We start from the raw sequence: 26996 nt of genomic DNA on the forward strand, positions 1-26996 counted from the left end.
GTGTCAGCCCTCTTCACCCTCGTCGTCGTCACTGCCATCCACTTTCATTCCCAGCTCCTTGATCTTGCGCGTCAAGGTATTGCGGCCCCAGCCCAGCAGTACTGCGGCGTCGCGGCGGCGGCCTGCTGTGTGCTTGAGGGCGGTTTCAATCATGATCCGCTCGAAGGCCGGCACTGCGCTGTCCAACAGGTTCGATTGGCCGCGTGCGAGAGCCTGATCAGCCCATTGGCGCAACGCCTGCTCCCAGTTGGTCACGGGGGCAGAATCCTGCGGCAGGCTCAGCAGTTCGGGTGGCAGGTCGCCAATATGCACTTCGCGCCCGGATGCCATCACCGTGATCCAGCGGCAAGTGTTCTCCAACTGGCGCACATTGCCTGGCCACGGCAGGTTCTTCAGGTACTCCTCGGTCTCGGTCTTCAGCAGCTTTGGCTCGACCGCCAGTTCCTGGGCGGCGCGGCTCAGGAAGTGACGGGCCAAGGTCGGGATGTCCTCGCGACGATCCGACATCCGCGGGATGTGGATGCGGATCACATTGAGGCGGTGGAACAAGTCCTCCCGGAATTTTCCGGCGTGGACCAGGGTTTCGAGGTTCTGGTGAGTCGCGGCGATGATCCGCACATCGACTTTGACCGGAGTGTGGCCGCCCACCCGATAGAATTCGCCATCGGCCAGTACCCGCAACAGCCGGGTCTGGGTATCGGCCGGCATATCACCGATTTCATCGAGAAACAGTGTGCCGCCGTCCGCTTGTTCAAAGCGGCCGCGGCGCAAGTTGGCGGCGCCGGTGAATGCGCCTTTCTCATGCCCGAACAATTCGGATTCCATCAAGTCCTTGGGAATGGCCGCCATGTTCAAGGCAATGAACGGCGAGGCCGCCCGTGGGCTGTGACGGTGCAGGGCATGGGCCACCAGTTCTTTGCCGGTGCCGGACTCACCGTTGATCAGCACGGTGATATTGGAGTGGCTCAAGCGTCCGATGGCGCGAAACACTTCCTGCATCGCTGGGGCTTCGCCGATGATTTCCGGCGTACGGGTCAGCGTCGGTACGACGTCCTGGCCTTGCTGCTCCTGGGCGTGCTGGTTGGCGCGCTTGACCAGCGCGACCGCTTCATCGACGTCGAATGGCTTGGGCAAGTACTCAAATGCACCGCCTTGATAGGACGCCACAGCGCTATCCAGGTCTGAGTGCGCGGTCATGATGATCACCGGCAAGCGCGGGTGTTGTTCGCGAATTCGCGCCAGCAAGTCCAGGCCGCTGGCGCCGGGCATGCGGATGTCGGAGATAATCACGTCCGGCTGCTGGCGCGCCAGGCGGCTCATCACGCCATCGGCGCTGTCGAAGCTTTGGGTGGTCATGCCTTCCTGTTGCAAGGCTTTCTCCAGGACCCAGCGGATAGAACGGTCGTCATCGACGATCCAGACGGTTTCACTACGGCTCATGTCGATGGGGCTCCTTGTTCCAGTGGCAGAAAGATCGAAAAGGTCGTGTGGCCGGGATGGCTTTCACATTCGATCAGGCCCTGATGCTGGCTGATGATGTTCTGGGTAATGGAAAGGCCCAGCCCGGTACCGTCCGGGCGACCGCTGACCATGGGAAAGAAGATGGTTTCCTGCAGCTCGGCCGGGATGCCCGGGCCGTTGTCGATGATCTCGACCTTGGTCACCAGACGATGGCGCACATGGCCGATGGTGAACTGGCGCAGGGCGCGGGTGCGCAGGCTGATACGGCCCAGGCGCAACTCGTTCTGGCTGCTGATGGCTTGCATGGCGTTGCGCACAATATTGAGTACCGCCTGAATCATCTGTTCACGGTCGATCAATACGTCGGGGATGCTCGGGTCGTAGTCGCGCACCAAAGTGATGCAGCCTTGGCTTTCGGCCTCCACCAGTTGGCAAACACGCTCCAGCACTTCATGCACATTGGTCATTGCCAGGGATGGCAGCTTGTTGGAACCGAGCATGCGGTCTACGAGATTGCGTAGGCGGTCGGCCTCTTCAATGATGACGTTGGTGTAGTCCTTGAGGTTTTCGTCGGGCAGCTCGCGCGCCAGCAACTGGGCCGCACCGCGAATCCCGCCCAGCGGGTTTTTGATTTCGTGGGCGAGGCCGCGCACCAGCATCTTGCTGGTTTCCTGCTTGGACAATTGCGCCTCTTCCTTGGTGATGCGCAGCAGGCGGTCGCGGGGGTGTACCTCCAGCAGCAGCAGGGTGGCGCCGTTGCTCAGGATCGGCGTGACAGCGTAGTCGACGGTCAGGGTCTGGCCGGTAAGCGCAGTAAGCATCGCTTCGCGCTTGGTGAACGGATGGGCCTGCTCCACGGCCTGGCGCAACGAACTCAAGGCTTCGGCGGACTCGGTGAACAGTTCGCTGATGAATTGTCCATGACTGCGCTGACCACTAATGGCCAGCAGCATTTCCGCCGCTGGGTTCATGTACTCAAGGCGTAATTGGTCATTGAGCAGAATGGTCGCGGTGGTCAGGTTGTCGAGTAGCAAGCGGTGCAGTGCGTCGTTGATGGTCATTAGGACCTCTTTTGGAGCAAGGCGCGGGCTTGAGGCGCACGCTGATACAAGGAAAATGCAAAAACCAAACCAAGGCTCCGAAAAGAAGCGTAAAAGCCCTGAAATAAGCGGGAACGGCGCGAAACTATGGCGTAAAGCCAGCTTTTTCGGGATATCTCGAACCAAAATGGGTTGATCGTTAAACAGGGTGCAGTCTATCGCACCAATATAGTGCGATTTTGTGAGGGGCGTTCAAGAAGTGGTGAGCGGATCGTTTTCAATGCGTGGTGGAAACGATCCGCGATAGACGCTTTATCAGCGTTGCTCGGACAGCGGCATGCCCGTACTGCCCGCGTAAAATACCAGGAGCTCAACCGGTGTCTCTGCGGTGATGCCGCGATGTTCGGTGCCCACCATCTCGGCCAGGGTCTGCCCTTGTCTCAAGGTGCGAGTCGCCCCGCTCTTGCGGGTTTCAACGGTCAACTCTCCCGATACGATGTAAGCGGCGTTCGGCATCGGGTGGGTGTGCCATGGCAACTGAGTATGCGCAGGGATCTTGAGGCGTATCAGCGTGAGCTGCGGCGGACCGGCGGGGTAGGCTTTGTAGGGCGCGCCATCCCATGACTCGCTGCGTTCAAGCAAGACCTCCTTCTCGATGGGTGCCGCATTCTTAGGCTGGGTGCCGCAGCCAAGCAACGACAAGCCCAGAGCTGTTGCAATCATGCATTTGAGGGTGTCCATGGTTCCATCCTGATCGGTAAATGACTTGTCAGGCTATGTCTACCGATATGGGGAGGATGCAGGACGAGACTTCAAATCAAGTAGGCCGCGTACACAATTCGGCGGTGGCGCGGATCATCGCAAGTTGGCGCAATGGATCATTGAGCTGCGAATGCACCGCCTGGGCCAGCCATCGTGGGCAGTCTGGGTTGGTGCGCTGGGGGGAAAAGTCGGCCAATTGCTGCAGCAGGCGTTTTTGCAGCAGGTCCAGTTGCGGGCGAATCTTCTTCACTAGGTCGGGGCGCGGGTCGTCGGGCGCTTTGCCCTGGAACTGCCAGTCGGAGAGGTGGGTGTACTGCACCAGTTTGTTCGCCTCGATTTGTGCCGAGAAAAACTGCTCGGCGGCGGCAGGGTCGAGTTTGTAACTTGATGCCTGGGCGATGACGTTGGCGATTACCTCTTGCTCGCGTTTCTTGTCTTCCACGGGTTTGTGACTGTCCCATTTGCTCAGGGCCACCTGATCGGCAATGGCCAGGCGTTCTGCGATGCTGTTGAGCAGCGGCTCAAGGGCAGGCGGCGCGGCGCTGGCACTGGCGCTGACAAGCAGCAGGGCGAATGCAAATCTATATTTCAATGGAGATCTCCTTGTGGGGTTTGCAGGTCTGGAGTGGCGTCATTACCAGTGGACTAAACTTGGCGCAAAAAAAAAGACCTCCGAAGGAGGTCTTTTTCATCACGCTACATCCGCAGCGTTACCGGATCAGCAGCTGTAGTACAGCTCGTATTCCAGTGGGTGTACGAAGGTGCGGACCTTGATCTCTTCTTCGCTTTTCAGGGCGATGTAGGCATCGATAAAGTCGTCGCTGAACACGCCGCCTTTGGTCAGGAACGCACGGCCCTTGTCGAGTTCTTCCAGGGCTTCTTTCAGGCTGCCGCACACTTGTGGGATTTCCTTGGCCTCTTCAGGCGGCAGGTCGTACAAGTTCTTGTCGGCGGCGTCGCCTGGGTGGATCTTGTTCTGGATGCCGTCCAGGCCAGCCATCAGCAGGGCAGCGAAGCCCAGGTACGGGTTGGCTGCCGGATCCGGGAAGCGAGCTTCGATACGGCGAGCGCGCGGGCTGGACACGTAAGGAATACGGATCGAGGCCGAACGGTTGCGAGCCGAGTAGGCCAGCATCACTGGAGCTTCGAAACCTGGGACCAGACGCTTGTAGGAGTTGGTCGACGGGTTGGTGAAACCGTTCAGGGCCTTGCCGTGCTTGATGATGCCGCCGATGAAGTACAGGGCGGTGTCGGACAGGCCGGCATAACCTTCGCCAGCGAAGGTGTTCTTGCCATCTTTGGCGATGGACAGGTGAACGTGCATACCCGAACCGTTATCGCCGTACAGTGGCTTCGGCATGAAGGTCGCGGTGCGGCCATAGGCTACAGCCACGTTGTGGACGCAGTACTTCAGTGTCTGGACTTCGTCAGCCTTGGCTACCAGAGTGTTGAATTTCACACCGATTTCGTTCTGGCCGGCAGTTGCCACTTCGTGGTGGTGAACTTCGATGACCAGGCCCATTTCTTCCATGGCGTTGCACATGGAGGTACGGATTTCGTGGTCGTGGTCGAACGGCGGAACCGGGAAGTAACCGCCTTTGACGCCTGGACGGTGGCCATGGTTGCCACCTTCCACGTCCTGGTCGGACATCCACGAACCCTGGTCGGAGAAGATTTTGAACATCGAGCCAGAGATATCGGACTTGAATTTCACTTGGTCGAAGATGAAGAACTCGGGCTCCGGGCCTACGAACACGGTATCGCCGATCCCGGTGGACTTCAGGTATTCCTCGGCACGCTTGGCGATTGCACGTGGATCGCGATCGTAGCCTTGCATGGTCGAAGGTTCGATCACGTCGCAGACCAAAATCAGGGTCGGCTCTTCGGTGAATGGATCGAGTACGGCGGTGGTGTCGTCCGGCAGCAGGATCATGTCGGAAGCTTCGATGCCTTTCCAGCCAGCAATGGAGGAACCGTCGAACATTTTGCCTTCTTCGAAGAAGGCGTCATCCAGCGCGTCGCGAGCCGGCATGGTCACGTGGTGCTGAGTGCCTTTGGTGTCCGTGAAGCGCAGATCAATCCATTTAACGTCATGATCTTTGATGAGTTGAACCGACTTCGACATAGTGTCCTCCGGGTGGCTTCGGGCTTGGGTAGTGGAGTAGCCCTTGGAATGTGGGTGATGCCGGCGCGGATAGTCCGCCATGGCAACCTGCCTCACAAGAGAGCAAATTGCATGCCAGTGCGCCAACATGGCCTTTTTGCCTCAAAATCGCCCCTATAAAGGTGCAAACCGTTAAAACGAAGCAAAGCGCGCACTGCAATGTGGCGCAAAAGCATGTTAACGCACCGTTTTAGTGCGACTGGTACCGTTTGTATATTAACTGGTCAAACCTTGAGCGATTTCCGCTATAATCCGCGCCCCCCTTTTTCGGCAGGCTCTGCGCGCGCTGTTTCCATGAAATTAATCGTTAAAGTCTTCCCCGAGATCACCATCAAGAGCCGACCGGTACGGATGCGTTTCATCCGTCAATTGGCCAAGAACATCCGTGCCGTGCTTCGCGATCTGGACCCGGCTGTGGTGGTGAATGGCGTGTGGGACAACCTCGAGCTGGAAACCCGCGTGACCGACCCCAAGGCCTTGAAGGAGTTGACCGAGCGCCTGAGCTGCATGCCGGGCATCGCGCACTTTCTGCAGGTCGATGAGTACCCGCTGGGCGACTTCGACGACATCACCGAAAAGTGCCGGCTGCACTTTGGCAGCGAGCTTGCCGGGAAGATTTTTTCTGTGCGTTGCAAGCGCGCCGGCAAGCATCCGTTCAGCTCCATGGATGTCGAAAAATACGTCGGCAGCAAGCTGCGTCGCGAGTGCGGGGCCGCCGGAATTTCCCTGAAAGCGCCGCAAATTGAAGTGCGCATGGAAATTCGCGACCAACGGTTGTTTGTCATTCACAGCCAGCACAACAGCATCGGCGGCTACCCGCTGGGCGCCCTGGAACAGACCCTGGTACTCATGTCCGGCGGTTTCGATTCCACGGTGGCGGCCTACCAGATCATGCGTCGCGGGCTGATGAGCCACTTCTGCTTCTTTAACCTGGGCGGGCGTGCACACGAATTGGGCGTGATGGAAGTCGCGCATTACATCTGGAAAAAGTACGGTAGCTCCCAGCGCGTGCTGTTTGTCAGCGTACCGTTTGAGGAAGTTCTGGGAGAAATTCTCGGAAAAGTCGATAACGGTCATATGGGCGTAGTATTGAAGCGTATGATGTTGCGCGCTGCGTCGAGAATTGCCGACCGGTTGCAGATCGACGCGCTGGTGACGGGTGAGGCGATCTCCCAGGTTTCCAGCCAGACGCTGCCGAACCTGTCGGTGATCGACTGCGTGACCGAGAAGCTGGTGTTGCGCCCGCTGATTGCCAGTCACAAGCAGGACATCATCGACCTGGCCAACGAAATCGGCACCGCTGATTTCGCCAAGCACATGCCTGAGTACTGCGGGGTCATCTCGGTGAACCCCAAGACCCATGCCAAGCGCCATCGCGTGGAGCATGAAGAGAAAGAATTCGACATGGCGGTTCTGGAGCGAGCGCTCGAGAACGCCAAGCTGGTGCCGATCGATCGGGTGATCGATGAACTGGGCCAGGATGTACAGATCGAAGAAGTCGGCGAAGCCCTGGCGGGTCAGATCGTCATCGACATCCGTCACCCGGATGTGGCTTGCGACGAGCCGCTGGAAATCGCCGGCATCGACGTACAAACGCTGCCGTTCTATGCATTGAACGCGCGTTTTAAGGAACTGGATAACAGCCGTCAGTACCTGCTGTATTGCGACAAAGGCGTGATGAGTCGCCTGCATGCCCACCATTTGCTCAGTGAGGGGCATGCCAATGTGCGCGTTTATCGACCGAGCTAAGAGCCCGGGGCTGTTTGCCTGTGGCCTGCGTCACCGGCCCCCCGACTCTGCCGTCAAGCTGTAACGGCAAGGCCTGACTCTACTGTTAATCGCTGCCACGACCTGTCAGCACACCGAATCCTCTGATCGAGATACACAAGTGATCGAAAATCTACGTAACATCGCCATCATTGCCCACGTTGACCACGGTAAAACCACCCTGGTAGACAAACTCTTGCGTCAATCCGGCACTCTGGAGCGCAACGAGCTCAACGACGAGCGCGTGATGGACTCCAACGACCAGGAAAAAGAGCGCGGTATTACCATCCTGGCGAAAAACACCGCCATCAACTGGAACGGCTACCACATCAACATCGTGGACACCCCGGGCCACGCCGACTTCGGCGGCGAAGTTGAACGCGTAATGTCGATGGTCGACTCCGTTCTGCTGCTGGTTGACGCTCAAGACGGCCCTATGCCACAAACCCGCTTCGTGACCAAGAAGGCTTTCGAAGCCGGCCTGCGTCCAATCGTGGTGATCAACAAGGTTGACCGTCCGGGCGCGCGTCCAGACTGGGTTCTGGACCAGATCTTCGACCTGTTCGACAACCTGGGTGCCACCGAAGAACAGCTGGACTTCAAAGTCGTCTACGCCTCGGCCCTGAACGGCATTGCCGGTCTGGAACACACCGCCATGGCCGAAGACATGACTCCGCTGTACCAGTCGATCGTCGACAACGTACCAGCGCCACAAGTTGACCGTGATGGTCCGTTCCAGATGCAAATCTCGGCACTGGACTACAACAGCTTCCTGGGCATTATCGGCGTTGGCCGTATCGCCCGTGGTCGCGTCAAGCCGAACACCCCGGTTGTTGCCATCGACGCTGACGGCAAGCGCCGTAACGGTCGTATCCTGAAGCTGATGGGTCACCACGGTCTGCACCGTGTAGACGTTGAAGAAGCTTCGGCAGGCGACATCGTGTGCATCAGCGGTATGGACTCGTTGTTCATCTCCGACACCCTGTGCGACCCGATGAACGTTGAAGCGATGAAGCCGTTGACCGTTGACGAGCCAACCGTTTCCATGACCTTCCAGGTAAACGACTCGCCATTCTGCGGTAAAGAAGGCAAGTTCGTGACTTCCCGTAACATCAAGGAACGTCTGGACAAAGAGCTGCTGTACAACGTTGCACTGCGCGTTGAAGAAGGCGACTCGGCTGACAAGTTCAAGGTTTCCGGCCGTGGTGAGCTGCACCTCTCGGTACTGATCGAAACCATGCGTCGCGAAGGCTTCGAAATGGGCGTTGGCCGTCCAGAAGTGATCATCCGCGTTGTTGACGGTAACAAGCACGAACCGTTCGAAAACGTGACCATCGACACCCCTGAAGAATCCCAGGGCAAGGTCATGGAAGAGATGGGCCTGCGTAAGGGCGACCTGACCAACATGGTGCCGGATGGCAAAGGCCGTGTACGTCTGGAATACAACATCCCTGCTCGTGGTCTGATCGGTTTCCGTAACCAGTTCCTGACCCTGACCAACGGTGCTGGCATCCTGACCTCGATCTTCGATCGCTACGACGTCATGAAGTCCGGCCAAATGTCCGGTCGTCAGAACGGTGTTCTGGTCTCGGTAGAAACCGGCAAGGCGCTGACCTACTCCCTGGAAACCCTCCAGGCGCGTGGCAAGCTGTTCGTTGAACACGGTCAAGAGATCTACAACGGTCAGATCGTTGGTCTGAACAGCCGTGACACCGACATGGGCGTCAACCCAACCAAAGGCAAGAAGCTCGACAACATGCGTGCTTCGGGTAAAGACGAAACCATCGCCCTGGTTCCACCTGTTCGCTTCACCCTGGAACAGGCCCTGGAATTCATCCAGGACGACGAACTGTGCGAAGTTACGCCTAAGTCAATCCGCCTGCGTAAGAAGATCCTGGACGAAGGCGAGCGTACCCGCGCTGCCAAGAAAGCCAAGAACTGAGTTAACTCAGGCTGAATGAAAACGCCCCCGGCCTTTCGGTCGGGGGCGTTTTTTTATGCCTGCAGAATGTGCAGTGATTGTGCCGTCCCCGTCGCGAGCTAGCTCGCGACGGGGATAGTCCAAGTGATAAAAAACTTTGGATCAGAACTTGTCGAGGGTCTTGAACTTGGTCTCGCGCACCACTTCCTTGGGCTTGTACGCGCAATACCCAGGCCGTGGCCCGATCTTGGGGTGATTGCGGCAGGTGTCCGGGCGCTTGTCATAAATAGTGCAGAAACGACTCTTACGATCCAGGTACAGGCAGTCGTTATTGCTCATGCGCTGCAAGGTAAAAATCTCGGATTTGGTGTTGTAGCGCTCGACGATGCCTTCTTTCTGCAAGCGCTTGGCGATGTTCTTCGGCGGATCGCCGCGCTCGAACTCATCGACGATGCCGATGCGGATCAGATCCTTGATCTTCACCTCAACCGGCAGGGTGCAGCAGCTGGACACGCAGCCGCCGCACATGTGGCTGGAGTATTTCTGCCACGTTTCGAGACGGTCGAGTTCCGCGGCGGCGATCAGTTGAGGCTTCATCAGGTTTCCAAGGTGGGGCATTGTCCGGGCGCGGGATCATACCGGGATTGGTGGTTTTTTGAACAATATTTTGCAGATTTCAGCTCAAAGGATGATCAGGCACGGCCCCTGCATCTAATTTCATCTTTGGTGAATGAGTGAAAAAACTACCGAACCGGCAGCCGTGAGGTTTGTCAGACCGACTAGGCTCCAGGATTACCCTTCTTCTATCTCGCTCGAGGTCGCACCGATGACTCAGGAACCGCTTGTACGAGAAGCAGAGGTGGCAGCGTTTCGCGATGCCGTCTTGACCAAGCTCACTTACGCGGTGGGCAAGGACCCTGATCACGCTTTCGATCACGACTGGTTCGAAGCCATTGCCCTGGCTGCGCGCGATCACATGGTCGATCACTGGATGGACCATACCCGGCATATTTATCGTCGGGGCCAGAAGCGGGTCTATTACCTCTCCCTGGAATTCCTGATCGGCCGCCTGCTGTTTGACAGCCTGAGCAACCTCGGCCTGCTGGAAGTGGCGCGCGAGGCGCTGAGTGAGCTGGGTGTGGACCTGGAGCGCATTCGCCTGCTGGAGCCCGATGCGGCGCTTGGCAATGGTGGCCTGGGTCGCCTGGCGGCGTGCTTCATGGAAAGCATGTCCACTCTGGGCATCGCTGGTCATGGCTATGGCATTCGTTACGAACACGGCCTGTTTCGCCAGGCGATTGTCGATGGCTGGCAGCAGGAGCAGACCGAGCGCTGGCTGGATTTCGGCAACCCTTGGGAGTTCGAACGGCCCGAAGTGATTTACCCGATCGGCTTTGGTGGCAGCGTCGAAACCGTGTTGGACGCCAGCGGCAAGTCGATCCAGGTCTGGTCGCCCAGTGAAACCGTGCGGGCGGTGGCTTACGACACGCCGGTGGTCGGCTGGCGTGGCGCCAGCGTCAACACCCTGCGGTTATGGCGGGCGCGGGCGGTGGAAGACCTGCACCTGGAACGCTTCAATGCCGGTGATCACTTGGGCGCGGTCGCCGAAGTGGCGCGTGCCGAAAGCATCTCCCGGGTGCTTTACCCGGCCGACAGCACCGAAGCGGGGCAGGAACTGCGCCTGCGCCAGGAATACTTCTTCGTCGCGGCTTCCTTGCAAGACTTGCTGCGTCGCCACAAGAACATGCATGGCTCGGTGCTGAGCCTGGGTGAACACGCAGCGATCCAGCTCAACGACACGCACCCGTCCATCGCGGTGGCCGAGCTGATGCGGCAGTTGGTGGACCTGCATGACATCGCCTGGGATGCAGCCTGGCAGGTGACTGTCGAAACGCTGTCCTACACCAACCACACCTTGCTCCCCGAAGCCCTGGAAACCTGGCCGGTAGGCCTGATGGAGCGCATGTTGCCGCGGCACATGCAGATCATCTACCTGATCAACGCACAGCATATCGACTCGTTGCGCGCCAAAGGCATTCATGATTTCGACGTGCTGCGCGCGGTGTCGCTGATCGAAGAAGACCATGGTCGCCGTGTACGCATGGGCAACCTGGCGTTCCTGGGGTCCCACAGCGTCAACGGGGTGTCTGCTCTGCACACGCAGTTGATGCGCAGCACGGTGTTCTCTGAGCTGCACAAGCTCTATCCGCAGCGGATCAACAACAAGACCAATGGCATCACCTTCCGCCGCTGGTTGTTCCAGGCCAACCCCAAGCTCACCGCGATGCTGGTTGATGCGCTGGGTCCGGACATTCTCGACAATATGGAACAGCGCCTGGCGGAACTGGAAACCTTTGCCGAGAAACAGGCCTTTCGCACGGCCTTCGCCGAGCAGCGCCTGCACAGTAAGCGGGTCTTGGCAGACATTATTCACGAACGCCTGGGGATTTCGGTCAACCCGGCGGCGATGTTTGATGTACAGGTCAAGCGAATCCATGAGTACAAGCGCCAGTTGCTCAACCTGCTGCACACCGTCGCGCTGTATCAGGCGATTCGTGCCGAGCCGGAAGTCGATTGGGTGCCGCGGGTGAAGATTTTTGCCGGCAAGGCGGCGGCCAGCTATCACCAGGCCAAGCTGATCATCAAGCTGACCAACGACATTGCCCGCACGGTGAACAACGACCCCACCGTACGCGGTCTGCTCAAAGTCGTGTTCCTGCCCAACTACAACGTCAGCCTGGCGGAGCACATCATTCCGGCAGCCGACCTGTCGGAGCAGATATCCACCGCCGGTTTCGAGGCGTCGGGCACCAGCAATATGAAGTTTGGCCTCAACGGTGCGCTGACCATCGGCACCATGGATGGCGCCAATGTCGAGATGCACGAGCGTATTGGTGGCGATCACATGTTCATCTTTGGCCTCAGCGCCCAGCAGGTGGAGGCACGCAAACACGCGGGCGAGTTTCATGCAGACCCTGATATCGCCGCATCGCACCGTTTGAATGACGTGCTGCAAGCCATTCGAGGCGGGGTTTTTTCCCCGGATGATCCGGGCCGGTACGTCGGGTTGATCGACTCGTTGATCGAATACGACCGCTTTCTGGTATGCGCAGACTTCGATGCTTACTGGGACGCTCAGGTAAAGGTCGAGGCCCATTGGCATGACTCCAAGCAGTGGTGGCGCTCGGCAGTACTCAACACCGCGCGCACCGGATGGTTCTCTTCGGACCGGACCATTCGCGAATACGCGACGCAGATCTGGAAGGCCCTGGACTAAAAGCTGCAGATAAAAAATGTGGGAGCGGCGGTGCGACGATTCGACTTGCTCGCACCGCCGCTCCCACATTGGTTGCACGTCGATATACTAGGCCTCGGTTTTCTCAGGGATCTCGACCATGCAATGGATGTTCATGCTGATTGGCCTGGTGCTCGGCTGGGCGCTGGATGAATCGTTCAGTGACGCAGGCTTCGGTGCGCTACTGGGGTTGGTGATTGGCCAGGCAGTTCGTCTGTCGAACCTAGGCGGCGCCTTGAAGGCCCTGGAGCAACGCCTCGATGTGCTGGAAAAGCAGCCTCAGGTCGAACCGCCCATAGCTGGGCCCGTGACTGCTCCTGAGTTGATCTGGGAACTACCCGCCGAACTGCAACCGACCTCTTCCTGCGAACCAAGTCAACCGTTACCGGACGACCTTTGGAAACCTGCCGTTGCTGCTCCCACCGTGGAACTCGAAACTCCTAGTCGCCCCAACCTGGTCGAGCGCGCCATCCAGAGTGCGCGCAACTGGCTGCTGGGCGGCAATACCGTATTGCGCGTCGGCGTGGTGTTGCTGTTCCTTGGCCTGGCCTTTTTACTGCGCTACGCCACCGAAGGCATGGTCATTCCCATAGAGCTGCGTTACATCGGGGTCGCGGCTTGCGCCCTGGGCTTGCTGGGCCTGGGGTGGTGGTTGCGTTTGCGCAACAGCAACTACGCCCTGATCCTGCAAGGCACCGGCATTGCCGTGTTGTACCTGACAGTATTCGCCGCCATGCGCCTGCACCCGCTGATCGACCCGAGTGCAGCATTCGGCCTGCTGGTTGCAGTGACGGTGTTCTCGGCAATCCTGGCGATTACCCAGGACGCCATCGGCCTGGCCTGCGCTGCGGCGCTGGGTGGGTTCGCCGCGCCGATCCTGGCGTCTACCGGTGATGGCAGCCACGTGGCGTTGTTCAGCTACTTCGCCTTGCTCAACGCCGGCATCTTCTGCATTGCATGGTTCAAGGCCTGGCGCCTGCTGAATGTGATCGGTTTTGCCGGCACTTTCGGCATTGGCTTCGCCTGGGGTATTCGTTCCTACACGCCGGAGTTGCTCTGGAGTACCGAGCCGTTCCTGATCCTGTTTTTCCTGATGTACCTGGCCATCGGTCTGTTGTTCGCGCGTCGCAAGTTGCAGCAGATGAGCGATGCCCCGCAAGACCCCAGCCGTAGTGCGTTGCTGCGCTGGTCGGCGGCCAAGGGCGACTATGTCGATGGCAGCCTGGTGTTCGGCCCGCCGATTGTCGCGTTTGGTTTGCAGTTCACCCTGGTGCAGCACCTGGAGTTTGCGGCTGCTTTCAGTGCATTGGGCCTGGGCATGATTTACATGGGGCTGGCCTATGTGCTGCGAGGCGGACGCACCGTGCTGCTGGCAGAAACCTGCCTGGCGCTGGGTGTGATCTTCGCCAGCCTGGCGATTCCGTTGGGGCTTGATGCACGCTGGACAGCTGCGGCCTGGGCGGTGGAGGGGGCGGGCATCTTCTGGCTCGGCTTGCGTCAGCAACGGTTGATGGCCCGGGCGTTTGGTTTATTGCTGCAGTTCGGTTCGGCAGTGGCTTTCCTCAGCGAGTTGGATGCTGGAGAGCACACGCTGTTGGATGGCGCTCCGTTGGGTGCATTGTTGCTCGGTGTGGCGTTGTTGTTCAGTTTCCAGCAATTGCGCAAGGCTTCCAGCGAGCCGGTTGCGGATTGGGAGCGCTACGCCTTGCCGGTACTGGCCTGCATCGGGCTGAGCTTCTTGTATCTACTGGCGCCGTTGCTGTTGTCGAGCCATGGCACCGCTATCAGTTGGGCATTGGCGGGTGTAGTCACGCTGTTTGCTGGCCTGCGTATCGCTTCGCGTACGTTCCTGTTCACTGCGCTTGCCGTGCAACTGCTGGGTGGCGCGTTGGTGTGGTGGGCGCCCTGGGGCGGCGAAGCGTTGCCAGCCTTTGCTCACACAGGTTTTTGGGCGCCGATGATCGTTGGAGTGACGGCAATGGTGGGCGCGTGGCGTTTGCAGCACGGGGTGCCATCGCCCGTGTTTGCCGGGCTCAAGCTGCAACGTATAGCCGACCTGCTGCTGGTGTGGGGCGGGGTGTGGTGGGCGTTGGCGCTCAACATTGAAGTGCTGCGTTACATGCCGCCGGAACTGCAGGCAGCTTGCCTGCTGGTCGTCGCCGCTGCGACAGCTGCTCTATGGACGGTGCTGGCGTGGCGTCTGCACTGGACCTCCCTGGGTATGCTATGCCTGTTGCTGATGCCGGCAGCGGCAATAGTGTTGCTGGTGTCCCTGCACAGTTACTACCACCCGGCAGCACACTTCGGTTGGCAGGCCTGGGTGGCGGTCTTCGTCGTGCATTTCATCTCGTTGCGGTGCCTGTCTGCACGGGTGCCGCAAGAAGCCCTGGGCGTGGTCCATGTGCTGGGCTGCTGGATGCTGGTCGGCGTGCTGGCGCTGGAGTTGCGCTACGGCCTGTTATTGCTGTCGGTGCAATACAACGCCTGGCGCTGGCTGGGTTGGGCAGTTTTGCCGAGCCTGTATCTGGTGCTGGCTGCCTTGCCGCGCAGTTGGCCATGGCCGGTGTCGGCTTATCCGCGCGAGTACCGGGTGCTGGCGGCGCTGCCTTTGGCGGTGCTGATGCTGGTCTGGTTCTGGCTGGCCAACATCTTCAGTGACGGGACGGCCGCGCCATTGCCGTATGTGCCGTTGCTCAGCCCGCTGGACCTTGGGCTGCTGCTTGCGCTGCTGGGCGTGTATCTGTGGTCCCGCAGTGTTGCGCCGCAAAAAGGACCTCGCGCTGAACAGGTTGCCCTGGGTGTTGCAGGCGTCTCGTTGTTCGCCTTCTTTACGGCGCTGGTGATGCGTACCGCGCATCATTGGGGCGGCGTGCCGTTCCAGTTGGGTGAATTGCTGGAGTCGATGCTGGTCCAGGCGGGACTGTCGATAGTCTGGACCCTGATTGCCCTGAGCTTGATGATCGGTGGGCATCTACGTCACCGGCGGGAAGTCTGGCTGATCGGCGCGGTGTTGATTGTCGTGGTGGTCGCCAAATTGTTCTTTGTCGAACTGAGCAATCGTGGCGGGCTGGCGCAGATCGTCTCGTTTATCGGGGTGGGCGGATTGTTGCTGGTAGTGGGGTATTTCGCACCGCTGCCGCCCAAGCGCGGCGAACCTGTGACTCAAAGCCAAGGAGTGTCCTCATGATCGGTCAGTTCAGCGTGGCAGTGGTGGGCCTGTGTGTGGCGTTATCGACATGGGCCCAGCAAGCGCCCACCGATTTCGCTGTCCAAGTGCCGCTGACAGTCAGCGGCAAAGGCCCGTGGTATCGCCTGGAGTTGCCGTTGGCCGTGCAGTTGAGCGCCCGTCAGGCGAACCTTGGCGATATGCGTGTATTCAATGCTGGTGGCGAACCCCAGGCTTACGCGCTGGCACAGGAGTCGGTATCCCGCAGCGAAAGCCACAGGCTCGCGGCGGTGAAGTGGTTCCCGTTGTACGCCGATGACCACGGCAGCGAGCCGACGCCTGGCGTGCGAATAGAGTCGAGCGCCAATGGCACCCTGGTGCAGGTGCAGCCAACCACTGCGTTGGAGGCCGGCCAGAATATTCGCCGTGGCTGGTTGCTGGACGCCAGTGGGATCAAGGCGCCGTTACAGCAATTGGTCCTTGATTGGGCCAGCGAGCGCGATGGCTTCCAGTTGTTCAGTATCGAGGCCAGTGACGATTTGCGCCATTGGCGCTCCTGGGGCGAAGGGCAGGTGGCACGACTGGCCTTTGCAGGCGCGCGTGTCGAGCAGCAGGAGGTCACCTTGCCGGGGCAATCGGCCCGCTATCTGCGCCTGATATGGAAAGGGCAGCCCGCACCGATGCTGACTGCCGCCCATGTGCAAAGCGCAAGCGACTTGCCATTGCCACTGGTGTGGTCGCAGCGCCTTGCCGGTAGCCGGCTCAAGACCGGGGAATACAGCTGGCAGTTGCCCGCAGCGCTGAACGTGCAAAGGCTGCGTGTCGAGTTGCGCCAGCCCAATAGCCTGGCGCCTGTGACACTCTACGGGCGTCGAGAAAGCAATCAGCCCTGGCAGCCGCTGAGCAGTGGTTTGCTCTATCGGTTGACCCAGGATGGACACGAAGTGATACGCGATGAGCTGCAGTTGCCGGGGCAGTCCGTGCAGCAACTCAAGCTGGACGTAGACGAGCGCGGTGGCGGGCTGGGGCCTGATGTGCCGACGCTGGGTTTTGCGGTACGTGCCACGCAATTGGTATTCCTGGCGCGGGGCGAACCACCATTTACCCTGGCGGTGGGTAACGCGTCCGTCAAGGCGGCGAACCTGCCGTTGGCAACCCTGATTCCCGGTTACGACACCAAGCGCCTCGAGGATTTGGGGCAGGCCAGGGTGGACGGCGAGTGGGTGCCCGAGTCGCTCCCGGCGCCTGCGGCACAGGGGCCGGACTGGAAACGGATCGGCTTGTGGGCCGTGTTGCTGCTGGGGGTGGCTGCACTCGCGGCGATGGCCTACAGCTTGTTGCGAAAACCGCCCGCCAACCTTTGAGACAGTGCCCTGCATGAACTCTGTCAGGGTTATCTCATCTGATAGGAGGAAATGCGCCCCGACTCGCGCTAAACTGCGCGGGTTTTCAGCCCCCCCATTCTCCGGAGCCGTCCATGTCCCGCGTTACCCTGAGTCGCTATTTGATTGAGCAGACCCGCAGCAACAACACCCCTGCCGATCTGCGCTTTTTGATCGAAGTGGTGGCGCGTGCTTGCAAGGAAATCAGCCACGCCGTGTCCAAAGGCGCGCTGGGTGGTGTCCTGGGCAGCATGGGCACAGAAAACGTCCAAGGCGAAGTGCAGAAGAAGTTGGACGTGATTTCCAACGAAATCCTGCTCGAAGCCAACGAATGGGGCGGTCATTTGGCTGGCATGGCGTCCGAAGAAATGGACAATGCCTACCAGATCCCGGGCAAGTATCCGAAAGGCGCCTACCTGCTGGTATTCGACCCGCTGGACGGTTCGTCGAACATCGACATCAACGCGCCGGTAGGTACCATCTTCTCGGTGTTGCGTTGCCCGAACGAATACCTGAGCCAGAACGAAGCCCTGGACGAAAAGGCCTTTTTGCAGCCAGGCACCAAGCAGGTCGCCGCCGGTTACGCGATCTACGGTCCACAGACCATGCTCGTGCTGACCTTGGGTGACGGTGTCAAAGGCTTCACCCTGGACCGTGAAATGGGCAGCTTCGTGCTCACCCACGAAGACATCTCCATTCCTGCATCGACCCAGGAATTCGCGATCAACATGTCCAACCAGCGTCACTGGGAAGAACCCGTCACCCGCTACGTAGGCGAGTTGATGGCAGGCGAGGAAGGCCCGTTGAAGAAAAACTTCAACATGCGCTGGGTGGCCGCGATGGTTGCCGACGTACACCGCATTCTGACCCGTGGCGGCCTGTTCATGTACCCACGTGACAGCCGCGAGCCTTCCAAACCGGGCAAACTGCGCCTGATGTACGAAGCCAACCCGATGTCGTTTCTGGTGGAACAAGCAGGCGGAGCATCCACCGATGGCCACCAGCGTATCCTCGACATCCAGCCTGATGGCCTGCACCAGCGCGTGGCGGTGTTCCTGGGCTCTAAGGAAGAAGTCGAGCGTGTGACGGGTTATCACCAGGCTTAAGACCTCGCAGTAAAAAGCCCCGAAGCGCACTCGGCATTTCGGGGCTTTTTATTGGATAAGATTTTTGAGCAGCAGCGCCTGCAGGCTTTTACGTGTGTCGGCAATGATATGGATGTAGATAATCTGCCCTCGGATTTCGTAGATAACCCGATTCATTCCGCTGACGATTTGTCGGTATTGGTTCAGGTTCAGCTTCTCGACTTCTTCCGGCATCGCACCTGCATAAGGGTGGGTTTCAAGATGGCGTATAGCCTGTTTCAGATACTCATAGGTTTGTTGCCAGGTCGCTGCTGAAAACCGCCGGGTAATGTAGGACTTGATGTCTTTAAGATCGTTTTTTGCGGATTGAAGAATCACCACCCGAAAGCTCATTGAGCTTCATCCTTGTCCATTTCGGCGAACACGTCCTCCATATCCTGAAACTGACCCAACTCGATCTGCCGGTTACCCAACGCCAATAGTTTCAATAAAGCCATGGTTTCGGCTTGCTCTTCAAAGCTCTTCACATCCATTACGACCAATTTTGCCTCGCCGTTTTGAGTAATAACCAACGGCTCGCGGCTTTCTGTCAGGGTCTTGACGATTTCTGCGGTATGGCTTTTCAGGTAGCTGATCGGTTTTATCTGGGATGAGAATTTCATGGGCGGGTCCTGGCAGAAGGTAGGTCCGATTTTAGTCTTTATTCAGTCCTGTATGGTTTGTGTGCTTGAGCGGCCCGACGAAAGGTGCCGGTATGACCGTTCAAAAAAATGTTCAAAATGGCGATATCTTGGAAAAAAGAAATACCAGCCCTCTCCGGGAACCAGACCCCCCTTTTCCCTTCTAAGCTTCTGGCAGATCCCCACTGCTGCGTGTCCCTCAGGAGCTATTTCATGTCGTTACGCCGTCTCGCTCTCTTGTGCTTTTGCGTCTTGCTTGCCGCATGCAGCAAAGTTACACAGGAAAATTATCAAAAACTTTCGGCTGGCATGGCCAAGACCGAGGTTGAGTCGCTGTTGGGTAAGCCGACCGATTGTTCCGGTGCGCTGGGTATGTCCAGCTGTACGTGGGGCGATAAAACCAGCTTTATCAGCGTGCAGTACGCCGGTGACAAAGTTCTGATGTTTTCCGGGCAAGGCCTGAAGTAAACCGGGGCGAAAGCCTGCGGGAGAAGAAGAACATGATGCGTTTTGTTTTATACCTTTGTGCCAGCCTGTTTTTGGCGGGCTGTGCCAGCCATTCTGGCGATGATCTGCAACCCAAGACGGTCAGCCACGTTGATCTCAAGCGTTACCAGGGCACCTGGTATGAGCTGGCCCGTTTGCCGATGTATTTCCAGCGCCATTGCGCGCAGTCTGAAGCCCGGTATTCCTTGTTGCCTGACGGCGATATGTCGGTGTTCAACCGCTGCCTGACCACTGAGTGGCAGTGGGAAGAAGCCAAGGGCACGGCCACGCCGCAAGTCCCCGGCAAGACTGACAAGCTCTGGGTCGAATTCAATAACTGGTTCACCGCTTTGTTGCCTGGCATCGCCAAGGGTGATTACTGGGTGCTGTACGTCAGCGATGACTACAAGACTGCCATTGTCGGCAGCCCGAGCCGGCGCTACATGTGGCTGTTGTCGCGCACGCCGACGGTCAGTACCGATACCCGCGAAGACCTGTTGAGCAGGGCGCGGCAACAGGGCTATGACACGACCCGCTTGATCTGGCGCACGTCGGACAAGCAGATGGCGAAGACTTCGCATTGACGCGAAACATTGCCAATGAAAACCAGGGGCGGACTTGCCATGCAAGCCCGCCCTTTTTTTGCGTTCAGGTTTTTGCCCTGGCGGGGTGCAGGCATTCAATCGATCGATCTATGGTCGTCTTGGCGATCTCAAGTAAATGCCATACCGCCAAAATCTTCGCCCGTTCGGGACTCTGTAGCAATTCCCCACAATCCAACGCAGTCGCCGAAGCGCTGTCCAGCAAACTGGCGGTATAGAGCAGTGCATCTTCGAAGCCCAAGTCTTCGTTGACGCTGTGAAAACTCGTAGAGGGCAGGTAGTGGTCGATGGCCCGGTTGAAGGCTGCGCGGTCTTTGGCGGGATCGAGGGGGGATCGGGGACGGATTTACTCATGGTTCAGCTCCTATTGGATTAAGGAACCGCCCCTGTCGCGACTAAACGAATGGGTGGCGGCTGCACGCAGGTTAGTCGACCGGCCCAATAGGAAAAGTCCGGCGCACCCGAGGGTGCCCTGCGCACAGCCACCATAAAACCTCATGAGACCATGCGCCTATTGGGAGTGCGAGCGACTAAACCCGATCACTGATGAGCAGTGACGGACCGCAGACTAGCCACCGGTTCCAACAGGCACAAGGCGGCAGGGATTGTCTCGGAAACGTCCTGCAATTTAAAGCGACGCAGCTTGCTGGCCCTTTACAAGCCATGACGAACACCACCTGCCCAATGTGGGAGCGGTGGTTTTGATGGCTGTGCTGATGAGTTCAACTATTGGGTACTGCGGTAAATCTGTGGGGAGGGACACACCGCCACTCCCACATGTTTAGCCCAGCAAACTCCTCAAGACCTGCGTAAACGCCTGGCTGCTTTCTTCTTCGCCGGCATGCCGCCCGTCACGAATCACCCATTGTCCATTGACCAGCACGTCCCGCACCTGCCGATCACCGCCGGCAAACAGCCAGCGATTGAGAATCCCGTCTTCACTGGCGGTTGCCAGGTACGGATCGTTACCGTCCAGCACCAGCCAGTCGGCGCGCTTGCCCACTTCCAGTCGCCCGATCGGTTGGCCCATTGCCTGGGCGCCACCGTCCAGTGCTGCGTCAAACAGCGTACGGCCAATCATGGGCTGATCACTGCGATACAGCCGGTTACGCCGCTGGTCCCGCAGGCGCTGGCCGTATTCCAGCCAACGCAGCTCTTCTACCACGCTTAATGAGACGTGACTGTCAGAACCAATCCCCATGCGTCCACCCTGGGCCAGGAAGTCCACCGCCGGGAAAATCCCGTCACCCAGGTTGGCTTCGGTGGTCAGGCACAGGCCGGCAATTGCCCGGCTCTTGGCCATCCGCGTGACTTCATCGGCGTTGGCGTGAGTGGCGTGAACCAGGCACCAGCGTTGATCGATGTCGACGTTGTCGTATAGCCATTGCAGCGGGCGTTTGCCGCTCCAGGCCAGGCAATCGTCGACTTCCTTCTGCTGCTCGGCGATGTGGATATGCACCGGACAGGCCTGGTCACTGGCCGCCAGTACCTCGCTGATCTGCTGTGGCGTGACTGCACGTAAAGAGTGAAAACACAGGCCCAGTTGCTGCGCCGGTTGCGCCGCCAGGATCGGTTGCAGGCGTGCTTGCAGGTCCAGGTAGTTTCCGGTGCTGTTGATAAAGCGGCGCTGGCCTTCATTCGGCGCCTGGCCGCCAAAGCCCGAGTGACTGTACAGCACGGGCAGCAAGGTCAGGCCGATACCGCTGCTGGCGGCGGCCTGGCTGATCTGGCGCGACAGTTCCGTCGGGTCGGCGTAGGGCTGGCCAGTGATGTCGTGATGGACGTAATGAAACTCGGCCACGCAGGTGTAGCCGGCCTTGAGCATTTCGATATACAGCTGACGGGCGATAATCTGCAGTTGTTCGGGGCTGATCTTGCCGACCATCCGATACATCAAGTCGCGCCAGGTCCAGAAACTGTCATTCGGGTTGCCTGCCACTTCCGCCAGCCCCGCCATCGCACGCTGGAACGCATGGGAGTGCAGGTTTGGCATGCCTGGTAACAGCGGGCCCCTGAGCCGTTCGGCACCCTCTGCGTGGCCATTGGCTTCAACTTTTGCCAACAGGCCATCGGCACTGATTTCAAGACGTACATCATTGGCCCAGCCATCAGGCAACAGCGCGCGTTCGGCAAAGAAAGCGGACATGATCAGAGCACTCCGGTCGTGTGTTTATTTGTATATACATATACAGACGTTTGCCTGCTCGGTAAACTCCGGCAAGCTATGCTCCTTTTTCACCTACAAGGATTCCCCGTGCCGACTCCGCCTGCCAAGTCCCCGCTGGCTGCCCACATGGACGAAAGTCCGGCGCCCTTGTATGCCCGCGTCAAACAGATGATCAGCCAGCAGATTCTCAACGGCAACTGGCCCCCTCATTATCGCGTTCCGTCGGAAAGCGAACTGGTCAGCCAACTGGGTTTCAGCCGCATGACCATCAATCGCGCCCTGCGCGAGTTGACCGCTGAAGGCCTGCTGGTACGCATGCAAGGTGTGGGCACTTTCGTCGCCGAGCCCAAGAGCCAGTCGGCACTGTTCGAAGTGCACAACATTGCCGATGAGATCGCCTCCCGGGGCCATCGACATACCTGCAAAGTCATTACCCTGGGCGAAGAAGCCGCAGGTTCCGAGCGCGCGGTGGCCCTGGAAATGCGCGAAGGCGGGCGGGTGTTCCACTCGCTGATCGTGCATTACGAAAACGACATCCCGGTGCAGATCGAAGACCGCTTCGTCAACGCCCTGGTGGCGCCGGAGTACCTGCAGCAGGATTTCACCCAGCAAACCCCTTACGCCTATCTCAATCAAGTGGCGCCGCTGACCGAAGGTGAACATGTGGTGGAAGCGATCCTGGCCGATACCCAGGAATGCAAGCTGTTGCAGATCGAGCCTAGCGAGCCGTGCCTGCTAATACGCCGCCGCACCTGGTCCGGTCGCCAACCGGTAACCGCCGCGCGTTTGATCCACCCCGGTTCCCGCCACAGCCTGGAAGGACGTTTCAGTAAATGAGTGCAGTGAAAGTCTGGCGTGCGTCGGAGTACGTACGCATGCCGTGGAAAAACGGCGGCGGCAGCACCGAAGAAATCAGCCGTGATGCAGGCGATGGCCTGGACGGTTTCGGCTGGCGGCTATCGATTGCCGATATCGCAGAGTCGGGCGGATTTTCCACTTTTGCCGGTTACCAGCGTGTGATCACTGTGATCAAAGGCGCAGGCATGGTACTGACGGTTGATGGCCAAGAGCAGCGCGGGTTGTTACCGCTGCAACCCTTTGCATTCAAGGGTGAGAGCCAAGTCTCGTGCCGCCTGGTCACCGGGCCGATTCGCGACTTCAACCTGATTTATTCGCCAGAGCGTTACCACGCGCGTTTGCAGTGGGTGGATGGGGTGCAGCAGTTTTTCAGTACCGCGCACACCGTGCTGGTGTTCAGTGTGGTCGATGAGGTGAAGGTGCTTGGCGAAGTGCTGGGGCATCATGATTGTTTGCAGGTGGACGGTAACACTGGATTGCTGGAACTCAGCGTGTCAGGCCGCTGCTGCCTCATCGAACTGACTGCGCGCGGCTAAAAAATGTGGGAGCTGGCTTGCCTGCGATAGCAATGTGTCTGACACATCGCTATCGCAGGCAAGCCAGCTCCCACATTCGTTATGCATAGGCCGCAGAATCTGTTTCCAGCCCCGCACCGAGTTGTTACCGAATGCCCCATCATGGCGCAATGCCCTGCCGTTGTAACAATCCTCCAGCTGTGTAAATCATCTCTGTAAGAAATTTCATAAAGCCTCGACGCCTTGATTTCCAAGGCTTGCCAACGCCTCCAAAGAAAATCTTGGCCACGCACTGCTCAAGTTGGCCGCTTGATTGCATATGCTTGTATGTACAAGTAGAGATGTGTGCGTAAGAGTCCTCTTCGCACCAATCATGTTCGCGCATCGATCGCTGAGGAGTTCTTGTTGTGACTGATTCTTTCAAAGCCAAGCCTACAAAATACCGTGACGTCGAAATCCGCGCCGCCCGTGGTAACAAGCTCACGGCCAAAAGCTGGCTGACCGAAGCGCCGCTGCGCATGTTGATGAACAACCTCGATCCGCAAGTGGCCGAGAATCCCAAGGAGCTGGTGGTATACGGTGGCATTGGTCGCGCCGCACGCAATTGGGAGTGCTACGACCAGATCGTCGAAAGCCTCACCAACCTCAACGACGACGAAACCCTGCTGGTGCAATCCGGCAAGCCGGTAGGCGTATTCAAGACCCACAGCAACGCGCCACGCGTACTGATCGCCAACTCCAACCTGGTACCGCACTGGGCCAGTTGGGAGCATTTCAACGAACTGGATGCCAAGGGCCTGGCCATGTACGGCCAGATGACCGCCGGCAGCTGGATCTACATCGGCAGCCAGGGCATCGTCCAGGGCACTTACGAAACCTTCGTCGAAGCCGGCCGCCAGCATTACAACAGCGACCTGACAGGTCGTTGGGTCCTGACCGCAGGTCTTGGCGGCATGGGCGGCGCTCAACCTTTGGCCGCAACCCTGGCCGGTGCCTGCTCGCTGAACATCGAATGCCAGCAAGTCAGTATCGATTTTCGCTTGAACAGCCGTTATGTCGATGAGCAAGCCAGCGACCTCGACGACGCACTGGCGCGCATCGAAAAATACACCAAGCAAGGCAAGGCGATTTCCATCGCGCTGCTGGGTAACGCCGCTGAAATTCTGCCGGAACTGGTCAAGCGCGGCGTGCGCCCGGACATGGTCACCGACCAGACCAGCGCCCACGACCCGCTCAACGGCTATCTGCCGGCCGGTTGGACCTGGGACGAGTACCGTGCCCGCGCCAAGACCGAACCGGCTGCCGTGATAAAAGCCGCCAAGCAATCGATGGCTGTGCACGTCAAAGCGATGCTTGAGTTCCAGAAGCAAGGTATCCCGACCTTCGACTACGGCAACAACATCCGGCAGATGGCCCAGGAAGAAGGCGTCGAAAACGCATTCGACTTCCCAGGCTTTGTACCGGCCTACATCCGCCCGCTGTTCTGCCGTGGCATTGGTCCGTTCCGCTGGGCCGCACTCTCGGGCGACCCGCAAGATATCTACAAGACCGACGCCAAGGTCAAGGAACTGATCCCTGACGACGCCCACCTGCACAATTGGCTGGACATGGCCCGCGAGCGCATCAGCTTCCAGGGCCTGCCGGCGCGGATTTGCTGGGTTGGCCTGGGCCAGCGCGCCAAGCTCGGCCTGGCGTTCAACGAAATGGTGCGCAGCGGCGAACTGTCGGCACCGGTGGTGATCGGTCGTGACCACCTGGACTCCGGCTCGGTGTCCAGCCCTAACCGTGAAACCGAATCCATGCAGGACGGTTCCGACGCCGTGTCCGACTGGCCATTGCTCAATGCCTTGCTCAATACCGCCAGCGGCGCGACCTGGGTTTCGTTGCACCACGGTGGTGGCGTCGGCATGGGTTTTTCCCAGCATTCGGGGATGGTAATCGTCTGCGATGGTACCGACGAAGCAGCCGAACGCATTGCACGTGTGCTGCACAACGACCCGGCCACAGGTGTGATGCGTCACGCCGATGCGGGCTACCAGATTGCCATTGATTGCGCCAAGGAGCAGGGCCTCAATCTTCCGATGATCAAATAACTGATGTGGGAGCGGGCTTGCTCGCTGCCACCGTTGATCTGCCGTGAAGCAGAAAACAATCCATCAGAGGTTGAACATAAATGGCTGCAAAAGACGCACGTGCAAGCTCCACCCCGTTGATCGAAAGGCGTTCGATCGACTACATCCCGGAAGCGGAAAGACACGGTCGTCTATTTAGCCAGTTCACCCTGTGGATGGGGGCCAACCTGCAGATCACCGCAATTGTCACCGGGGCCTTGGCCGTGGTGCTGGGTGGCGATGTGTTCTGGTCGTTGATCGGTCTGCTGATCGGTCAACTGCTGGGCGGCGGCGTCATGGCCTTGCATGCGGCACAAGGGCCAAGGCTTGGCCTGCCGCAAATGATCTCCAGCCGGGTGCAGTTCGGTGTTTATGGCGCGGCCATCCCGATCGTGCTGGTCTGCTTGATGTACCTGGGCTTCACCGCAACCGGAACCGTGCTTTCCGGCCAGGCGCTGGGCCAGTTGTTTGGGGTCAGCGACAGTGTCGGCATCCTTATTTTCGCCAGTGTCATCGTGCTGGTCACGGTGCTTGGTTACCGGGTGATCCATTTCATCGGCCGTGTCGCCAGCGTCATCGGCGTGATTGCCTTTGTCTATCTGTTCAGTCGCTTGATGAGCCAGACCGACATTGGCGCACTCCTGCAAATCCGCCACTTCAGTTGGAGCAGCTTTCTGCTGGCGGTGTCGCTCGCGGCATCCTGGCAAATCGCCTTCGGCCCGTATGTGGCGGACTACTCACGTTACTTGCCGCGCAACACGTCCTCGGTGAAAACCTTTCTGGCCGCTGGCGCAGGTTCGGTCATTGGCGCGCAGGTGGCGATGATCCTCGGTGTGTTTGCCGCCGCCATGTCCAACGGGCAATTTGCCGGTAATGAAGTGGCCTACATCGTGGGTCTGGGCGGCGCGGGTGCCACTGCTGCGCTGCTGTACTTCAGCATTGCGTTCGGCAAGGTCACCATCTCCACGCTGAACTCCTACGGCAGCTTCATGTGCATTGCGACCATCGTCAGCGGCTTCCGTGGGCGCCTGGAGGTCACACGCTTGCAGCGCCTGGTTTTTGTGTTGCTCATCGTCGGCGCTGCGACCCTGATCGCGTTGCTCGGCCAGCACTCGTTCCTCAGTGCGTTTAAGTCCTTCATCTTGTTTCTGCTGGCATTCTTTACGCCCTGGAGTGCGATCAACCTGGTGGACTACTACTGCATCACCCGTGATCGCTATGACGTACCGGCGCTGGCCGATCCGAACGGTCGCTATGGCCGTTGGAATCTGCTCGGTATCAGCGTCTATGTATTCGGTGTACTGGTGCAATTGCCGTTCATCTCCACCAAGTTCTACACCGGTCCGCTGGTGGCCGCCCTGGGTGGGGTGGATATTTCCTGGATCATCGGCCTGGTGCTGCCCGCAGCCCTCTACTACGTGTGTGCGAAAAAATGGCACGGCGCAATTCCTGAACGACTGATCCTGCCGGTAGAGCAGGGCGCTACACCCCAAGTTACCCCTAAAAAGAACGGGCTGATTGCACAAGCCTGATG

21 protein-coding genes and 1 pseudogene are annotated in these 26996 nt (G+C 58.9%); 12 read left to right on the forward strand and 10 right to left on the reverse strand.

The genetic code is table 11. The annotated features are described in order from the left end of the window. Window positions 1-3: 3 nt before the first annotated feature. The 5 genes from ntrC to glnA form a co-directional block, all read right to left on the reverse strand. Window positions 4-1440 (reverse strand): nitrogen regulation protein NR(I), encoded by a 1437-nt coding sequence (gene ntrC, locus OQ460_RS01730; RefSeq protein ID WP_410020210.1) that lies wholly within the window; start codon window positions 1438-1440, stop codon window positions 4-6. Further along, window positions 1437-2522, reverse strand: a complete 1086-nt coding sequence (glnL, locus tag OQ460_RS01735; protein WP_410020211.1) for a nitrogen regulation protein NR(II) — start codon at window positions 2520-2522, stop codon at window positions 1437-1439. Before glnL ends, ntrC begins: the two co-directional genes overlap by 4 nt. Window positions 2523-2816: 294 nt before the next feature. Beyond that, window positions 2817-3242, reverse strand: a complete 426-nt coding sequence (locus OQ460_RS01740; RefSeq protein WP_410020212.1) for a cupin domain-containing protein — start codon at window positions 3240-3242, stop codon at window positions 2817-2819. A 76-nt stretch (window positions 3243-3318) separates the two neighbouring features. Then, window positions 3319-3855, reverse strand: coding sequence for a chorismate mutase (locus OQ460_RS01745; RefSeq protein WP_410020213.1), 537 nt, complete (start codon window positions 3853-3855; stop codon window positions 3319-3321). A gap of 126 nt (window positions 3856-3981) precedes the next feature. Further along, window positions 3982-5388 carry a type I glutamate--ammonia ligase gene (glnA, locus tag OQ460_RS01750; RefSeq protein ID WP_410020214.1) on the reverse strand — a complete coding sequence of 469 codons (1407 nt, stop codon included), beginning with the start codon at window positions 5386-5388 and terminating at the stop codon, window positions 3982-3984. A 333-nt stretch (window positions 5389-5721) separates the two neighbouring features. Here glnA and thiI point away from each other — a divergent pair, with 333 nt between their 5' ends. After that, a complete protein-coding gene (gene thiI, locus OQ460_RS01755; RefSeq protein WP_410020215.1) occupies window positions 5722-7176 on the forward strand; it encodes a tRNA uracil 4-sulfurtransferase ThiI in 1455 nt (484 codons plus the stop codon). Between the two features lie 139 nt (window positions 7177-7315). Continuing rightward, entirely contained in the window at window positions 7316-9136 is a 1821-nt protein-coding gene (typA, locus tag OQ460_RS01760; protein ID WP_410020216.1) for a translational GTPase TypA, read from the forward strand. A gap of 141 nt (window positions 9137-9277) precedes the next feature. Here typA and OQ460_RS01765 read toward each other — a convergent pair whose 3' ends face one another. After that, window positions 9278-9712 carry a YkgJ family cysteine cluster protein gene (locus tag OQ460_RS01765; protein WP_410020217.1) on the reverse strand — a complete coding sequence of 145 codons (435 nt, stop codon included), beginning with the start codon at window positions 9710-9712 and terminating at the stop codon, window positions 9278-9280. A 229-nt stretch (window positions 9713-9941) separates the two neighbouring features. Between OQ460_RS01765 and OQ460_RS01770 the strand changes: the two genes are divergently transcribed. The 4 genes from OQ460_RS01770 to OQ460_RS01785 all read left to right on the forward strand — a co-directional run bounded on the left by OQ460_RS01770 (window position 9942) and on the right by OQ460_RS01785 (window position 18064). After that, window positions 9942-12392, forward strand: coding sequence for a glycogen/starch/alpha-glucan phosphorylase (locus OQ460_RS01770; protein ID WP_410020218.1), 2451 nt, complete (start codon window positions 9942-9944; stop codon window positions 12390-12392). A 118-nt stretch (window positions 12393-12510) separates the two neighbouring features. Next, entirely contained in the window at window positions 12511-15597 is a 3087-nt protein-coding gene (locus tag OQ460_RS01775; protein WP_410020219.1) for a DUF2339 domain-containing protein, read from the forward strand. Further along, on the forward strand, window positions 15594-16940 hold the full coding sequence (locus tag OQ460_RS01780) for a DUF3999 domain-containing protein (protein ID WP_410020220.1): 1347 nt from the start codon (window positions 15594-15596) through the stop codon (window positions 16938-16940). Before OQ460_RS01775 ends, OQ460_RS01780 begins: the two co-directional genes overlap by 4 nt. A gap of 113 nt (window positions 16941-17053) precedes the next feature. After that, window positions 17054-18064, forward strand: coding sequence for a class 1 fructose-bisphosphatase (locus tag OQ460_RS01785; protein WP_410020221.1), 1011 nt, complete (start codon window positions 17054-17056; stop codon window positions 18062-18064). A 48-nt stretch (window positions 18065-18112) separates the two neighbouring features. Here OQ460_RS01785 and OQ460_RS01790 read toward each other — a convergent pair whose 3' ends face one another. Continuing rightward, window positions 18113-18436: a type II toxin-antitoxin system RelE/ParE family toxin gene (locus OQ460_RS01790; protein ID WP_410020222.1), complete on the reverse strand. Its 324-nt coding sequence runs from the start codon at window positions 18434-18436 to the stop codon at window positions 18113-18115. Further along, window positions 18433-18705 carry a type II toxin-antitoxin system Phd/YefM family antitoxin gene (locus tag OQ460_RS01795; RefSeq protein ID WP_410020223.1) on the reverse strand — a complete coding sequence of 91 codons (273 nt, stop codon included), beginning with the start codon at window positions 18703-18705 and terminating at the stop codon, window positions 18433-18435. Before OQ460_RS01795 ends, OQ460_RS01790 begins: the two co-directional genes overlap by 4 nt. Before the next feature lie 231 nt (window positions 18706-18936). On the opposite strand from OQ460_RS01795, the gene OQ460_RS01800 reads away from it, so the two are divergent. After that, a complete protein-coding gene (locus OQ460_RS01800; protein WP_410020224.1) occupies window positions 18937-19191 on the forward strand; it encodes a hypothetical protein in 255 nt (84 codons plus the stop codon). 32 nt (window positions 19192-19223) lie between these two features. After that, window positions 19224-19793: a lipocalin family protein gene (locus tag OQ460_RS01805; protein ID WP_410020225.1), complete on the forward strand. Its 570-nt coding sequence runs from the start codon at window positions 19224-19226 to the stop codon at window positions 19791-19793. Window positions 19794-19857: 64 nt separating this feature from the next. Here OQ460_RS01805 and OQ460_RS01810 read toward each other — a convergent pair. Beyond that, a pseudogene (locus tag OQ460_RS01810) lies at window positions 19858-20165 on the reverse strand (DUF6124 family protein). Between the two features lie 427 nt (window positions 20166-20592). Then, window positions 20593-21957: a formimidoylglutamate deiminase gene (locus tag OQ460_RS01815; protein WP_410020226.1), complete on the reverse strand. Its 1365-nt coding sequence runs from the start codon at window positions 21955-21957 to the stop codon at window positions 20593-20595. A 78-nt stretch (window positions 21958-22035) separates the two neighbouring features. Between OQ460_RS01815 and hutC the strand changes: the two genes are divergently transcribed. The 4 genes from hutC (at window position 22036) to OQ460_RS01835 (ending at window position 26994) form a co-directional block, all read left to right on the forward strand. Next, window positions 22036-22815, forward strand: coding sequence for a histidine utilization repressor (gene hutC / locus OQ460_RS01820; RefSeq protein ID WP_410020227.1), 780 nt, complete (start codon window positions 22036-22038; stop codon window positions 22813-22815). Then, a complete protein-coding gene (locus tag OQ460_RS01825) occupies window positions 22812-23372 on the forward strand; it encodes a HutD family protein (RefSeq protein WP_410020228.1) in 561 nt (186 codons plus the stop codon). The genes hutC and OQ460_RS01825 overlap by 4 nt, the downstream gene beginning before the upstream one ends. A gap of 386 nt (window positions 23373-23758) precedes the next feature. Beyond that, window positions 23759-25444, forward strand: a complete 1686-nt coding sequence (gene hutU / locus OQ460_RS01830; protein ID WP_410020229.1) for a urocanate hydratase — start codon at window positions 23759-23761, stop codon at window positions 25442-25444. An 80-nt stretch (window positions 25445-25524) separates the two neighbouring features. Continuing rightward, window positions 25525-26994, forward strand: a complete 1470-nt coding sequence (locus tag OQ460_RS01835) for a purine-cytosine permease family protein (protein WP_410020230.1) — start codon at window positions 25525-25527, stop codon at window positions 26992-26994. Window positions 26995-26996: the final 2 nt, after the last annotated feature.

The organism is Pseudomonas imrae, from assembly GCF_046352735.2.
GTDB lineage: Bacteria > Pseudomonadota > Gammaproteobacteria > Pseudomonadales > Pseudomonadaceae > Aquipseudomonas > Aquipseudomonas imrae.

Coding starts and splice junctions, on each gene's coding strand:
- OQ460_RS01825 (WP_410020228.1), top strand. CDS start 22,812: ATGAGTGCAGTGAAAGTCTGGCGTGCGTCGGAGTACGTACGCATGCCG.
- ntrC (WP_410020210.1), bottom strand. CDS start 1,440: ATGAGCCGTAGTGAAACCGTCTGGATCGTCGATGACGACCGTTCTATC.
- OQ460_RS01785 (WP_410020221.1), top strand. CDS start 17,054: ATGTCCCGCGTTACCCTGAGTCGCTATTTGATTGAGCAGACCCGCAGC.
- OQ460_RS01765 (WP_410020217.1), bottom strand. CDS start 9,712: ATGAAGCCTCAACTGATCGCCGCCGCGGAACTCGACCGTCTCGAAACG.
- OQ460_RS01815 (WP_410020226.1), bottom strand. CDS start 21,957: ATGTCCGCTTTCTTTGCCGAACGCGCGCTGTTGCCTGATGGCTGGGCC.
- hutC (WP_410020227.1), top strand. CDS start 22,036: ATGCTCCTTTTTCACCTACAAGGATTCCCCGTGCCGACTCCGCCTGCC.
- OQ460_RS01835 (WP_410020230.1), top strand. CDS start 25,525: ATGGCTGCAAAAGACGCACGTGCAAGCTCCACCCCGTTGATCGAAAGG.
- OQ460_RS01780 (WP_410020220.1), top strand. CDS start 15,594: ATGATCGGTCAGTTCAGCGTGGCAGTGGTGGGCCTGTGTGTGGCGTTA.
- OQ460_RS01800 (WP_410020224.1), top strand. CDS start 18,937: ATGTCGTTACGCCGTCTCGCTCTCTTGTGCTTTTGCGTCTTGCTTGCC.
- OQ460_RS01770 (WP_410020218.1), top strand. CDS start 9,942: ATGACTCAGGAACCGCTTGTACGAGAAGCAGAGGTGGCAGCGTTTCGC.
- OQ460_RS01740 (WP_410020212.1), bottom strand. CDS start 3,242: ATGGACACCCTCAAATGCATGATTGCAACAGCTCTGGGCTTGTCGTTG.
- OQ460_RS01790 (WP_410020222.1), bottom strand. CDS start 18,436: ATGAGCTTTCGGGTGGTGATTCTTCAATCCGCAAAAAACGATCTTAAA.
- thiI (WP_410020215.1), top strand. CDS start 5,722: ATGAAATTAATCGTTAAAGTCTTCCCCGAGATCACCATCAAGAGCCGA.
- glnL (WP_410020211.1), bottom strand. CDS start 2,522: ATGACCATCAACGACGCACTGCACCGCTTGCTACTCGACAACCTGACC.
- OQ460_RS01775 (WP_410020219.1), top strand. CDS start 12,511: ATGCAATGGATGTTCATGCTGATTGGCCTGGTGCTCGGCTGGGCGCTG.
- glnA (WP_410020214.1), bottom strand. CDS start 5,388: ATGTCGAAGTCGGTTCAACTCATCAAAGATCATGACGTTAAATGGATT.
- OQ460_RS01795 (WP_410020223.1), bottom strand. CDS start 18,705: ATGAAATTCTCATCCCAGATAAAACCGATCAGCTACCTGAAAAGCCAT.
- OQ460_RS01805 (WP_410020225.1), top strand. CDS start 19,224: ATGATGCGTTTTGTTTTATACCTTTGTGCCAGCCTGTTTTTGGCGGGC.